Here is a 13,296-nt window from a genome sequence, read left to right on the forward strand (position 1 = left end):
GGGGCCTCCAGGACCGGAGCAGCCTAAAAGTGACTGCCGTGAAGGCTGGCCCAACGAAAAACCGGACCGCCTTGGGTCCGTCAGCTACCTGCCAGCACGATCAACTCGCCCACCATCGAGGGCTAATGCGTCCCGCACCGAAGCTCAAACACGCCCGCCTTGTCGGCGGTGAAGGCCACAGTGGTGAGTTGGCCGCGCTTGACGGTGAAGCTGATATCGTAGCCGTCGATCGCGCTCGGATGCTCCGCCCCATTGACACTAAGGATCTCAAGCGTGACCTCATCGCCCTGGTTCACGATGATCTGGTTGGGATCCCAGCGGTAGGTCGACACCTCCCAGCGGCCTTCGGCGTTGGGCGCTTCGAGCTCGTAGCCCTTGCCTTCCGGCAAAGTGGCAGTCGGGAACGGCTCCTTGTCGGTTGTCGTCCCGCCCTTGGCCTCGACCGCGACCATGGTGATGGTGCGTTTCATGCCGGCCGCCTGCGCGAGATTGGTCGCCACCATCATGTTCAGCGCTCCAACCAATGGAAGCAGCATCGCTACCGCGCTAACCTTGAACATTTGGTACCTTCCTTGAGACACGCGCCGTGTAGGGATTCCCCAGTGACCACGTCTGCGAAGAACAATGTCCCCGCTGGGTGCAACGAATCTGGCCCGCTCCTTATTCCCCCGCGATGAAGCCGACCCCGGGGTCCCGGCTGCCGACCGGGCGACACCGAGCCAAGTAATTTTCTGGGCCCGTGGGCGCTTCAGTCGAGGTCATCTCTTGAATCGGGGCGGAGCCGCCACAGCTTTGAAATGTGATGAAAAAGCCGAGGAACGGACGCCCGGGTTTCGATCGGCCGAAGCCGCCGAAGGGTCAGGAGAGGCTGAAGTCGACCGGCAACAAGCGTCTGGCCGAGCAGAACCGCAAGCTCCTCGCCAAGCACTATGCGAGCAAATATCAAACGCGGTAAAATATTGACTGTCACCGGCCCGGGGAAGGGATTGGTCTGGGGACCTGAACAGGGCGCGCAACTGGACGGAGGCTCTGTGAGCTGTGAGCGGATTGGCTCAGCTTGGCATCTGGAATGATCCCGCCCTCCACGATGCGCTGTCCTGGTATCTGGCCGTGGCGGAGAACCGGCGTCCGGCCAAGTTCCGCATCGCCGCGACCGTCGCCGCTGAAATGGACCCTCCGACCTGCGGCGAAGACGCGCTGTGGACCGAACTCGAGCGTCTGACCTCGATCTTCCTCGAGCGCTGGCAGACGATCCGGGAAGGTGCACCGCTGCCGCCCGAGGCGGACGGGCCGAGCTTGCTTGAGCTTTGCGGGGAACTGGCCCACCGCATGCTAACGCACTGCAACTTCTGTCCCTGGAACTGCCGCGTCGATCGCCTGGCGGGCACCAAGTTCGGCGCCTGCAAGCTTGCCGCGGGCTCCCGCGTCAGTTCGCATTTCCATCACACCGGTGAAGAGCTCTTCTATCGCGGCACGGACGGCTCCGGCACGATCTTTTTCACTTCCTGCAATATGCGCTGCGTCTTTTGCCAGAACGGCGACATCTCGACCGACAAAGACAATGGCGAGGAAACCGACCCGCGCACGCTCGCAACCATGGCGTGGACGCTGCGCCGCGAGGGCTGCCACAATATCAATTGGGTCGGCGGCGAGGTGATCATCCACCTGCATTCAATCGTCGACGCCATCGCGCTTCTGGGCCGCGACTTCCAGCCGACGAGTGCCGAAATCCGGCGGGCGCGGCGGACCAAGGCGGACGGTTTCTTCTGGTTCGACGAAGTCTCCGAGGCCGCCACGTATGATGGCAAGTTCAACACGCCGATACTGTGGAACAGCAATTTCTTCATCGCGGCCGAGGCCATGAAGATCCTGCGCGTGCTCACCGACGTGTGGCTGCCGGACTTCAAGTTCGGACCCGGCCGGTGCGCGATAGCGCTTGCCAGGACGCCCCGGTACTGGGAAACGGTCACCCGCAACATCTCGCTCATCGCCGGGTGGGGTGAGAATTTCACCATTCGCCACCTGGTGATGCCCAATCACGTGGAGTGCTGCACATATCCCGTTCTGGAATGGATCGCCGACCACATCCCGGCCGCGCCGGTGAACGTCATGGCGCAGTTCCATCCTGACAACTTCTGCGATCCAGCAAGCACCAAATATCGCGGCAAGTATGCCGAGATCGCCCGCCGACCGACCAGGGCCGAGCTCGAAAATTCCTGGCGCCACGCCGGTGAACTGGGCCTCAATTTCGAGACCGCGTCGTTCGAACGCCGGGGCGCCTTCGCCGGGCCGGCCCTGATGGAGCTCTGACGTCCGTCGGAATCAAACCACGCCTCAGTCGCGCGCGACCGCCGAGAGCGAGGCGTGCAATGCGTCGACGAATTTGCAGGACCTTCGGCACGCTACTTGCAGACGCTTACGCCAACAGTCCGATAAGCTTAAACTTGGTCTTTCAGGCAACTCCTCAGAAGCAGTCGGCGCGGGGGCCTCTCAAGGGAGGAAACCATGACGCGTGTCGATCGCAACATATCGCGTGTGTGGCACAGGTCAGCGCTCGGCGCGGCCGTGCTCGGCATTGGTGTGCTGCTGGCGGGAACGGACGCCGGAGCCGGCTCTGTGGACAAGACCCCATTCGGAAAAACGCAGGACGGCAAAGCCGTCGATCTCTACACGCTTACCAACGACAAGGGTGCGTCCGTCAAGTTCATCGCCTATGGCGGCATCATCACGGCAATCAACGTGCCCGACCGCTGGAGCAAGCTCGACAACATCGTGCTCGGCTTCAAGGAACTCGCCGACTACGAATCGAAGAACCCCTATTTCGGCGCCTTGATCGGGCGCTACGGCAATCGCATCGGCGGCGCGAAGTTCACGCTCGACGGCACTCAGTACCAGCTCGCCGCCAATAACGGGCCGAACAGCCTGCATGGCGGCAGCAAAGGTTTCGACAAGGCCGTTTGGGCGGTCGAGCCGCTGACCAACGTGGGCGGGGCCGCAGCGCGGCTCAGCTACACGAGCAAGGATGGCGAGGAAGGCTATCCCGGCACGCTCATGGTCCAGGTCGTCTATACCCTCACCAACGACAACGAACTGCGCATCGACTACGAGGCGACGACGGACAAACCGACCGTAGTCAATCTCACGAGTCACTCCTACTTCAATCTCGCCGGCGACGGCAGGGGCGGGACCGGCGATCACATCCTCACGATCAATGCCGATAACTACACGCCGGTCGATGCGACCTTGATCCCGACCGGGGAACTCGCCTCCGTGACCGGCACGCCGTTCGACTTCCGCCAAGGGATGCCGATCGGCACACGCATCCGCTCGAACGACCCACAGATGGTCTATGGCCGTGGATACGATCACAACTACGTGCTGAACCGGTCGGGTAGTGGGCTTTCGCTCGCCGCGCGTGTCTACGAGCCGCGCTCGGGCCGGATCATGGAGATCTCGACCACCGAGCCCGGCGTCCAGTTCTACGGCGGCAACTTCCTCGATTCGACGCTCGTCGGCCCGACCGGTCAGCAATACCGCCAGACCGATGGCTTCTGCCTCGAGACGCAGCACTTCCCGGATTCGCCGAACAAGTCGTCCTTTCCGACGACGGTGCTGAAACCGGGCGAAACGCTGAAGTCGACTACGATACATAAGTTCTCCACCGATGCGTCTTAGCTGGAGGTGCGTCCCTTCCTGGTTGCTGAACTGGTCGGTCACCCATCAGAGATCATGGATGACGAGCGTTTCGATCGAGGCGACGCTGGAACTCTGGGATCGTCGTTGTGGGAGGCAAAGCAGCGGTTCCAGAGCCCTGGCTGCTTTGTCCTGGCGCTCTGTCCTGCACCGCCCTGCGAGCGAACGCCTGCTGCCTGTGAGTCGGCACCGAAGGTCGACCAGTCACGATGTGAGCGTAAGGCTTTGATTTGCAGACAAAATGGAAACGTACAAAACATTGATCCGCAGGCCGGACGTTGCCCCGGCGGCTATCCGCTCTGGCCAGCCGGCGCGCGTCGCCGGGCGGTCGTTGGCGTGGCTTCAGAGCGGCTTCACCAGGAGCTGGGACGCTCCTCTGCGGACCAGTGATGCATATCGCAATCGCATACTCAGCGACAACCCGTCGCCGTTCGCCGTGGTCCGCATTCGGACTGCAGCCCGAATGTTTGCTCGTGTCGCAACTGAGCCTTCTGTCCCAACTTCCTGCTGGTAGCAGGACAGGTCAGTCGTGCAGCGTTGAAGTTATTGAGGAATAGTGTCCGAGAGCGTTACCATGCACTCATGATTTACAAGTTATTTCAATAACTTAGTTGATACTTGTAGAGGGCAGGGGACTGGAATCCAACATTCTCTCGCAGAACTTCGCACCGTTACGCAACCTTTGGAAACCGGCTTTGATTGCCGAGCTCGGATGTCGTCGCGTGCAGATTTGCGCAGGTTGGGAGTTATCCGCTCTCTTGGTGCGATTTCGATCTTGTTAAAGGCGAACTCGGACCCATCCAGGACATCGCCGGAGACCGGATGAACATCGTCTTCATCGCCGCATGCGACCGCCGCGTCTCGATGCAGATCGCCGCCAGACCTGCGGTGTGCAAGCCGCCGGGAAGCCAGGCCGTCAACGGGCAGGCTTCCATACCGATCCGCTCCAACGGCAGAACGGCGCGCTAATCCGGCGATCGTCCTAATGCAGGTCCCCCCCCCCGCGCGCGCAAGCGCGCGAGGTTATTCGTCAGGAAGGGGCACGCACGCAAAGTGCGTATCCTTACCTGGGATTAGGCGGCCTTGAGATCCTTCAACGCCTTCTCGAAGGCGTCCTTGACGGGCTTGGAAACGTCCGTCGCCGCCTTGGTCGTGAGCGCTTGGAATTCCTTGGCCTGCTCGACACCCATTTCGAAGCGCTTGCGCAGGAAGGTGGTCTGCAACTCAACAACCTCGGACAGTGACTTCGCGATGACCAGAGCTTCGAGATGCGAGAAGTCGGCTTCGGCATTGGCGCGCAGAGCGGCGATCGTTTTCAGCGACAGCTCGTTGCCGACCGACTTGGCGGCTTCGAAGGTCGACTTGAGCGCCTTCTGGGTGTCTTCAGAGCCCGCCTTGAATTTGGCAAGAGCTTCGTTCGACTGCTCGACGCCCTTTTCGGCAACAGCACGGAACTGATCGGTCGCCATAGACGGGTCGAAGGTCGGTAAGGCGGTGCTTTCAATGGTTTCGGGGTTTTTTTCGGCGGACTTTGACATAGTTTCCATCCTCTCCAATGGACACCCCCAGGTCGCCTCGTTCATCTATGAGACCGACGTAACGCACTTGCAATATTTTTTGTGCACTGCACCCTTTTTGATTTTTTGACCTGCCACTCCAGTGCAGCCGTGGCCTGCACGCTGGCGTCCGGCTGGGAGAAGGGCCAGGTCGAGAACCAGGTTGGGTTGGTGCGCGAGCGCTTCTTCACGCCGCAGCTGCGCTGTATGAACAGCTGAACGCTTGGCTCCTCGACAAATGCGTCGCCTACGCCAGGGCGCATCGCCATTTTGATTGTCGCGCTATAGCGAACCCCTTACTCACATAGAAGCGACCGCGGAGAGAAGTAAGGAGACTTTATCAGCGGGGTCGTTGTTCGGCACGATTTCACCGGCATGCCGTGCTAGATGCACGCGGACCTTCGGGAGTTAACATGCTGCTGAGGCTGCACCAGGTCGACAAGTCCTACCCCACGGTCGAGGGGCCGTTGCAGGTGCTGCACGGGATCGATCTTTCGCTGGAAGCGGGCAAGAGCCTTGCGCTTACCGGCGAGTCTGGCAGTGGCAAGAGCACGCTCCTGCATCTCGTTGCAGGGCTCGACAGCCCTGATGCGGGAGAAATCCACCTTGGCGGTAAGAATATCGTGGGGCTGAGCGATACGGCCCTTGCCGCATTGCGGCGGAGGACAGTCGGACTTGTGTTCCAGCAGTTCAACCTGATCCCCTCGCTTGATGTGGCGGCCAACCTTGCCTTTCAGGCTCGACTTGCCGGCCAATTTGATCCGGCGTGGCTGAAGGTCCTTGCTGAACGGCTGGGCCTGGCCGAGGTCCTGACGCGCTACCCTGAACAACTGTCGGCCGGGCAACAACAGCGGGTGGCGATCGGGCGGACCTTGGCCGCCCGGCCGCGGCTGGTTCTGGCCGATGAGCCCACGGGCAATCTCGACGAGGCAACAGGGGACTCCGTGCTCGACCTGATGCTGTCGCTGGTGGCTGAAACGGGTGCCGCGCTGTTGATGGTTACCCATTCCAACCGTCTGGCAACGCGGCTGGACGCCTGCGCTCACCTGCACGCGGGACGGCTGGCGTGATGGTGGGGACCGGGATGTCAGCGCTCTTGTCGCATTGGCGCAGGCGGCCTGTGCAACTGGCGATGCTGCTCTTGGGCCTGTCGCTGGCAACGGCGCTGTGGTCGGCGGTTCAGGCGATCAATGGTGAGGCGAGGGCGAGTTATGACCGCGCGGCGGCGATCCTCGGGCAGGACCGGCTCGCGCAACTGATGCGTGAGGATGGTGCCCGCATGGATCAGCAGGTGTTTGTCACACTGCGGCGCGCAGGCTGGCTGGTTTCGCCGGTGATCGATGGGGACATGCGGTTTGGCGGCGTGCGGTTGCGTATCTTTGGAATCGACCCGCTGACTTTGCCACCGCAGGCGCAGCAGGTGGATATGGCGGCGGGCGGCGGGCTGTTGCCGTTCATCACGGCGCCCGGTGCGCTCTATGCAGCTCCGGAAACCGCGGCCCAACTGGCTGGGCAAGCGACGCCGCCTGTGCGCGTCGCCGAGGAGTTGCCTCCCGGTACAGTCATCACCGATATCGGGCAGGCGCAAGCCCTGCTTGGGGCAAAGGACGAGATCTCTCGTCTTCTGCTCTGGCCGGACCAGCCGATGGGTCGTGCCCCTCTCAAGTTGGTAGCCCCTGGCCTGACCCTGCGCGAGCCGAGTGAGACCGGGGATCTTGCCCGGCTGACCGACAGTTTTCATCTGAACCTGACGGCTTTCGGTTTTCTTGCCTTTGCCGTGGGGCTCTTCATCGTGCATTCCGCCATCGGTCTGGCTTTTGAACAGCGCCGCTCGGTTTTTCGCACGTTGCGCGCGCTGGGCTTGCCAGTCCGCGTACTGACCCTTTTGCTGATCACCGAGTTGCTGATCTTCGCCCTCGTCGCTGGGCTGATGGGGGTGGCGCTTGGCTATCTGGTCGCCTCGGCCCTTTTGCCCGATGTAGCCGCCACCCTGCGCGGACTTTACGGGGCCGACGTGCCGGGAACGCTGGCGATCCGGCCCGCAGTGTGGGCGGCGGGGCTGGCCATCGCCGTGATCGGCACGCTGGCGGCGGCCGCACAAGGCCTCTGGCGGGTATGGCACTTGCCGCTGCTTGCGCCCGCCCAGCCCCGTGCCTGGGCCCGCGCCTCGGAGCGGGCGCTGCTCTGGCAGGGTGTGGCGGCGATGGTACTTCTGTTGACGGCGGGCGGGATCGCGCTTTTTTGTTCCGGCCTCGTGGCGGGTTTTGCGCTTCTGGGGGCGATGCTATTGGGGGCTGCGCTGGCGCTGCCGCTCGTGCTCACGGGACTTCTTCACCTTGGCGGCCGTCTTGCGCGCGGACCGCTGGCCGAATGGTTTTGGGCCGATATCCGCCAGCAGCTTCCCGGCCTGTCATTGGCGCTAATGGCGCTGCTGCTTGCGCTGGCGGCCAATGTGGGCGTGGGCACCATGGTGTCGAGTTTCCGGCTGACCTTCATGGGCTGGCTCGATCAGCGTCTCGCCTCTGAGCTTTACGTGGCTGCCCGCACCGAAGCAGAGGCCACGGCGATACACGATTGGCTGGCCCCGCGGAGTGACGCGGTCCTGCCGATCTCGAGCATTGAGGGCCGCGTCGCAGGCCAGCCCGCGGAAATATACGGCGTGGCCGATCATGCCACCTATCGCGACAACTGGCCGCTGCTGTCTGCCGTTCCACAGGTCTGGGACCGGATCGCCACAGGCGAGGGCGCACTGATCAACGAACAACTGTCGCGGCGCAAAGGGTTGGGTCTGAGGGACCAGATCACGCTGCCCGGTGGCTGGCGGGCCAGCATTGTTGGCGTCTATTCCGACTATGGCAACCCGATGGGCCAGGTGATCATCGGGATCGACACACTGGCCCAGCACTACCCTGATGTTTCCCGCCTGCGCTATGCCATTCGGGTTGCCCCCGGCAAGGCCGAAGCACTGGCCGCGGCTTTGCGGATTGAGTTCGGACTGCCTAGGCAGAACGTGATTGATCAGGCCGGGATCAAGGCCTTTTCGCTCAAGGTGTTCGAACGCACATTCAACGTGACAGCCGCGCTGAGCGTGCTGACGCTGGGAGTCGCGGGGCTGGCGATGTTTGCGGGCCTCATGACCCTGTCGGGGATGCGCCGTCCGCAACTGGCACCGGTCTGGGCGATGGGTCTGACCCACCGCCAGCTCGCATGGCTGGAGCTTTGGCGCGGCTTGCTGTTGGCAGCCTTGACCATGCTGGCCGCTCTGCCTGTAGGTATCGGGCTGGCCTTTGTTCTGCTGGCTGAGGTGAATGTCGAGGCTTTTGGCTGGCGTCTGCCGATGCACCTTTTTCCTGGTGACTGGGTGAGGCTGGGGGCGCTCGCGCTGCTGGCGGCCGGACTCGCGGCGGCCGTGCCTGCATGGCGACTGGCGCGTATATCCCCAGCGGATTTGCTGAAGGTGTTTGCAAATGAGCGTTAGGGCATTGCTGATCTGCCTGTGCTTGGCCGCACCTGCTTCCGGACAGGGGTTTGCCGGGCTTGGCACAGAGGCTGAAGGGTTTTCAGTGCCCCAGCCGGGGACAGCATTGAACTTCCCTGCGGACCACGGCGCGCACCCCGGTTATCGGATCGAGTGGTGGTATCTGACTGCAAACCTGCAAGCCGCGGATGGAACGGACTATGGCCTGCAATGGACCCTGTTCCGATCCGCCTTGGCTCCGGAGGAAAGGGCCGGCTGGTCCAGTCCGCAGCTTTGGATGGGCCATGCCGGGGTGACGACGCGAACGCAGCAATTCGCGGCCGAACGGCTGGCCCGGGGCGGCATCGGCCAGGCGGGGGTTACGGCTGCACCTTTTGCGGCCTGGATCGACAACTGGCAGATGGCAGGTCGGGCCGCGCCAGAAGCCGATGCGCTGTCGGCGCTCGATCTGCGCGCGGCGGGGCAGGCGTTCTCCTACGAACTGGCGCTGGACGCCAAAGGCCAGCTGGTGCCGCACGGGGTGCAGGGCTATTCGGTGAAATCCGGCAAGGGGCAGGCGAGCTTTTACTACTCGCAACCGTTCTACCACGTGACCGGCACGCTAACGCTTCCAGAGGGCGCGATTGCCGTGACCGGGAAGGCGTGGCTGGATCACGAATGGTCCTCGCAACCGCTGGCCGAGGAGCAGACCGGGTGGGACTGGTTCTCGCTCCATTTCGACAGCGGCGAAAAGATGATGGGCTTTCGGCTGCGCGATGAAGGCGCGGGATTTACGTCGGCCACATGGATCAGCGCCGACGGCACGCCGGAGCCGCAGGCCCCCGGCGCACTCAAGGTGACGCCGCTCGAAACGGCGGCAGTCGCGGGCCGGAGCGTGCCGATTCGCTGGCGGGTGGAATTGTCGGAAAAAGGGGTGGCTGTGACCACGCGGGCGTTAAACCCGCAAGCCTGGATGAACACACGCTTTCCCTATTGGGAAGGCCCGATCCGATTTGAGGGCAGCCATGCCGGGCGCGGCTATCTCGAGATGACTGGCTATGAGTGACTGGTGGAGCACGCCGCTCGATCGCGAGACTGCGACGGTTGAGATATTGGTTGTGCTCGGAAATCAGTCGCCGCGGGACTGTCAGGAATTCTGTGCGCGAGGCCCGTTTTCGTCACCGACCGACGAACCGTTCGCCGAAGACAATGGCGAATTGGGTCTTGGCCTCGAACCACTCGCGCGGCGGTCGTTTCCATTCCTCGGCCGCGTGGTTCAGAACCAGATATAGCAGCTTCATGGCGGCGTCGTCATTGGGGAAATGGCCCCGGGTTCGGACGGCGCGCCGCAGCTTGGAGTTGAGCGCCTCGATGGCGTTTGTGGTGTAGATGATGCGGCGCACGCCCTCAGGGAAAGCAAAGAACGGAATGACCTGTTGCCAATTGCGCCGCCAGCTCTGGGCGATCGCCGGGTAGCGCTGGCCCCAGTGACCGGCCTCGAACGCCTCCAGGGCCTGCAGGCCGGCCTCGGCGTCCATGGCCCGGTAGATCGCCCTGAGCGCCGGCACGACCGCCTTGCGGTCCTTCCACGACACGAACTCCAGGGAATGGCGGATCAGGTGCACAATGCAGGTCTGCACCACGGTCTGGGGAAAGACGGCGTTGATCGCCTCGGGAAAGCCCTTCAGCCCGTCGACGACGGCGATCAGGACGTCGCCGACGCCGCGGTTCTTCAACTCGTTCATGACGCGCAGCCAGAACTTGGCGCCCTCGGTCTGTTCGATCCAGATGCCCATGACCTCCTTGGTGCCGTCGGGCAGGATGCCGAGCGCGATGTAGACCGCCTTGTTGCGCACGAAGCCCTCGTCGCGGATCTTGACCCGAATGGCATCGAAGAAGACGACGGGATAGACCGCGTCCAGCGGCCGGTTCTGCCATTCGGCGACCTCCTCCAGCACCGCGTCGGTGACCGCCGAGATCAGGTCCGGCGAGACCTCGATGCCGTAGAGCTCCTCCAGATGGCCGCGGATCTCGCGCACCGTCATGCCGCGCGCATACATCGAGATGATCTTGTCGTCGAAGTCGGGAAACCGCCGCTGGTACTTGGCGACCAGCTTCGGATCAAAGGTGCCGGCCCGGTCGCGCGGGATCGCCAGCGTCATCTGTGACGTCCCCGTCAGCACCGTCTTCTTCGAATGCCCGTTGCGGCGATTGGCGTTGCCGTCGGCACCTTCGTCCGCCAGGTGCTCGTCGAGCTCGGCGTTCAGAATGCGCTCCGAAAGCGCCTTCTTCAGGTCGTCGAGCAGACCGTCCTTGGCAAACAAATCCCTCGGATCACGACCGGCAAGCAGCTGATCCAGCAGTTCTTTCTCGATAGCCATGTGATGATTCTCTCCTTTCCATCATCATGGCCTCACGCACAAAATTTTCGACACTCCCGTCGCCGCTCCTTCTCGGCCAGCGCCGCGTACAAGTGAAGCATAACGGATCAGCATCTGCCCCGAGTTCGGCCACGATGAAGGGAACGCGCTGAACCATCAGCCCGGCAATGAAAGCTACGTCGCGTGAGAGCCGATCGAGCTTGGCCACAATGGACAGGACATTTTCACATCAGCGCAAAGACTGTATGTCGCCGAGTTCCGCGATCACGGTCGCGGCCGTCACAAGGGCCATTCCGCGAAGCGCTTGCAGGGCGTGGACCACCGGCGCCAACACCCAGTCCACGAGCATGGTCTCGATCTGTGCCGTCAGCCGATCACGACGGGCCGTTGCGGCTTCGATCGTTGACATACAGTCTTCCAGGACGATGTGGTGGGCGGGCTACTCGAATCGCAGCCCAGCCACCCAGCGGCGGTGCATCTGCGTCCAGGCGGCACGATTGTAGTGGAATCCGTGACGCAACAGAAATCCGGAGAGCTGCTGGCGGGCCTGCCGCAAGCTACGAACCGCGGCCAGGCGTGCGCGAACCAGATCGCGCATTGCCTCATGGGTAAGGTCGGGAATCCATACGGGCGTCAGTTCGCCGGCCCGATGCAGCTTCGCCAGATTGATGGCGTCCCGACGGTCCGTCTTGATCCGATCTCCCGGCTTGCGAGGGATCAGCGACCGCGCGACCACCTCACAATCGTGCCCCGCCGCGGTCAGTTGCCGCTGAATGCCGTAGCCGCACGGTCCGGCCTCGTAGCAGAACCGCAGCACCGCTCCCGGCTGGGAGAGCCTGCTCAAAAGGCGCGTCAATGCCGCAGGCGTATTCGATATCTGCCCGTGTTCGCGAACCTCTCCGCGCCTGCCTCCAACTGCCAGAGCGACCGAAATCGTCTCCTTGTGAACATCCAAACCGACGTAGGTGATATGCTCGTCCATGGCCCGTCTCCTATGCATGAGGCTCGGCGCCGGGATATCCAGCGCAACCCTCGATAACCTGCATACTGTGAGACGGGTCGCCCTACCTCAGGCGAACATGTGGTCTAGCTTCACGCCGATAGCCTCTGGAACGAGTCGGATGGTGTTCCAACTGCCCTGACGGCACGGCTGGCGTCGCGGCGGAGAAGCATTCGGAAATTAACCAGCCTTGTCAACTGCCGGATATCGTCGGCACGGACGCCGTCGCTCGCCATGACTTTCAAAATAACCGGGTCGATTAAGAGCTCTTCGAGCGTTGCTTCACGCGGATTAGCCATCTTCTCCTCCGAAAAACGCGAACTCAGGCAGCAGTAAGGGACGCGAGACCGAGACCGTGCTTAATGCTGCGGCGACAGTGCGATGCCTAGAACCTCCTCCGATTTCACCTTTATCAAAGCGCCGCTGTGGGCCGCCGTTTCACTTGCTCGACCCACAGTGCCCAATCTTTAAAGACGCGCCAGATACGCCCGAGCGTCAGCCTAGCGGCCACCCTAACCTCTCCCTGCTCTGGGTGCGTTTGATCTCGCCGCTCCTGTAGCATGCCGATGGTCGCTGCTGCTTGGCGCATCCTCTTGGATATCTCTTTGGCATCAAACAAATCGATTGCGCTGGCCATAGCCGCAAGGTCGAAAGCAATGTCGCATCCATCCAGATCAATGGTTCGGACATCGGGAGAACTGAACTGCTTGCGGCAGTCGTCGATGCAAGCGGCCGCACGTTGCAACAGCTTTGCCCGCTGAAAATCGGTCAGCCTCCCGAGCTCATTCGCAGCGCCGAGCAGATCGGAGACAACCATGTCAGAGGCACTCTTTTGTCGGTCCCCTGCCGGCCTTGTAACCATGGAGGCGTAACGCCGGCCACGGTGCCAGTCCTGCGCATGTGAGGAGCCGTCAATCCGATACGGTCTTGACCGCCAAGCCCGCAATATCCGCAGATACCGATCAAGCGCCACGGTCAGAGCACCTTCCTCGGTCATCCCCTCCTGAAACTTGCCGATCAGGAACTTGGCTGCACCGCACCTAAGCGCGATGTTGTCTGATGATTGTCGGAGGTCGGGATGAGCGAGAACACGTTCGATCATCGCCATGTCGCTGGGCACAAGATAATGCCGGTGACTATCGCAAGACATGCGACAACCTCCCCAATTTGTGGGCTGAACTCCCCCCAGCATCGGCAGTGCGTCACTTC

Annotated in this window: 11 protein-coding genes and 4 pseudogenes; 7 read left to right on the plus strand and 8 right to left on the minus strand. The window is 62.4% G+C overall.

Features of this window, described 5'->3' with window-relative positions; translation table 11 throughout:
- Positions 1 to 122: 122 nt before the first annotated feature.
- Positions 123 to 560: a hypothetical protein gene (locus JN302_RS15410; protein WP_202333470.1), complete on the minus strand. Its 438-nt coding sequence runs from the start codon at positions 558 to 560 to the stop codon at positions 123 to 125.
- 242 nt (positions 561 to 802) lie between these two features.
- Between JN302_RS15410 and JN302_RS15415 the strand changes: the two genes are divergently transcribed.
- The 3 genes from JN302_RS15415 (at position 803) to JN302_RS15425 (ending at position 3,675) form a co-directional block, all read left to right on the plus strand.
- Complete coding sequence (locus JN302_RS15415; RefSeq protein ID WP_202333471.1) at positions 803 to 955, plus strand: hypothetical protein; 153 nt, start codon at positions 803 to 805, stop codon at positions 953 to 955.
- 83 nt (positions 956 to 1,038) lie between these two features.
- Entirely contained in the window at positions 1,039 to 2,310 is a 1,272-nt protein-coding gene (locus JN302_RS15420) for a radical SAM protein (RefSeq protein WP_202333472.1), read from the plus strand.
- A 195-nt stretch (positions 2,311 to 2,505) separates the two neighbouring features.
- Positions 2,506 to 3,675 (plus strand): aldose epimerase family protein, encoded by a 1,170-nt coding sequence (locus JN302_RS15425; protein ID WP_202333473.1) that lies wholly within the window; start codon positions 2,506 to 2,508, stop codon positions 3,673 to 3,675.
- An 845-nt stretch (positions 3,676 to 4,520) separates the two neighbouring features.
- Here the strand turns inward: JN302_RS15425 and JN302_RS39950 are convergent.
- Together JN302_RS39950 and JN302_RS15435 are read right to left on the minus strand one after the other, a co-directional pair.
- Positions 4,521 to 4,649 (minus strand): annotated as a pseudogene (locus JN302_RS39950) (IS110 family transposase); the annotation flags it as partial.
- A gap of 117 nt (positions 4,650 to 4,766) precedes the next feature.
- Positions 4,767 to 5,240 (minus strand): phasin, encoded by a 474-nt coding sequence (locus JN302_RS15435; protein ID WP_446720758.1) that lies wholly within the window; start codon positions 5,238 to 5,240, stop codon positions 4,767 to 4,769.
- 120 nt (positions 5,241 to 5,360) lie between these two features.
- On the opposite strand from JN302_RS15435, the pseudogene JN302_RS15440 reads away from it, so the two are divergent.
- The 4 genes and pseudogenes from JN302_RS15440 to JN302_RS15455 all read left to right on the plus strand — a co-directional run.
- A pseudogene (locus JN302_RS15440) lies at positions 5,361 to 5,518 on the plus strand (IS21 family transposase); the annotation flags it as partial.
- A gap of 144 nt (positions 5,519 to 5,662) precedes the next feature.
- Positions 5,663 to 6,319, plus strand: a complete 657-nt coding sequence (locus JN302_RS15445) for an ABC transporter ATP-binding protein (protein ID WP_202333475.1) — start codon at positions 5,663 to 5,665, stop codon at positions 6,317 to 6,319.
- Positions 6,319 to 8,727: an FtsX-like permease family protein gene (locus tag JN302_RS15450; RefSeq protein WP_202334301.1), complete on the plus strand. Its 2,409-nt coding sequence runs from the start codon at positions 6,319 to 6,321 to the stop codon at positions 8,725 to 8,727. Before JN302_RS15445 ends, JN302_RS15450 begins: the two co-directional genes overlap by 1 nt.
- On the plus strand, positions 8,717 to 9,772 hold the full coding sequence (locus JN302_RS15455; protein ID WP_202333476.1) for a lipocalin-like domain-containing protein: 1,056 nt from the start codon (positions 8,717 to 8,719) through the stop codon (positions 9,770 to 9,772). The genes JN302_RS15450 and JN302_RS15455 overlap by 11 nt, the downstream gene beginning before the upstream one ends.
- Before the next feature lie 112 nt (positions 9,773 to 9,884).
- On the opposite strand, the gene JN302_RS15460 is transcribed toward JN302_RS15455, so the two are convergent.
- From JN302_RS15460 to JN302_RS15475, 5 genes and pseudogenes are all read right to left on the minus strand, one after another.
- Positions 9,885 to 11,087, minus strand: coding sequence for an IS256 family transposase (locus tag JN302_RS15460; protein ID WP_202310163.1), 1,203 nt, complete (start codon positions 11,085 to 11,087; stop codon positions 9,885 to 9,887).
- A gap of 59 nt (positions 11,088 to 11,146) precedes the next feature.
- Positions 11,147 to 11,298, minus strand: a pseudogene (locus tag JN302_RS39140) (recombinase family protein); the annotation flags it as partial.
- 33 nt (positions 11,299 to 11,331) lie between these two features.
- A pseudogene (locus tag JN302_RS15465) lies at positions 11,332 to 12,069 on the minus strand (IS110 family transposase); the annotation flags it as partial.
- A 110-nt stretch (positions 12,070 to 12,179) separates the two neighbouring features.
- Positions 12,180 to 12,386, minus strand: coding sequence for a hypothetical protein (locus JN302_RS15470; protein ID WP_202333477.1), 207 nt, complete (start codon positions 12,384 to 12,386; stop codon positions 12,180 to 12,182).
- 113 nt (positions 12,387 to 12,499) lie between these two features.
- Positions 12,500 to 13,189 carry a hypothetical protein gene (locus tag JN302_RS15475; protein WP_202333478.1) on the minus strand — a complete coding sequence of 230 codons (690 nt, stop codon included), beginning with the start codon at positions 13,187 to 13,189 and terminating at the stop codon, positions 12,500 to 12,502.
- Positions 13,190 to 13,296 lie beyond the last annotated feature (107 nt).

The organism is Mesorhizobium sp. L-8-3 (assembly GCF_016756615.1).
In the GTDB taxonomy this organism is placed as follows: Bacteria; Pseudomonadota; Alphaproteobacteria; order Rhizobiales; family Rhizobiaceae.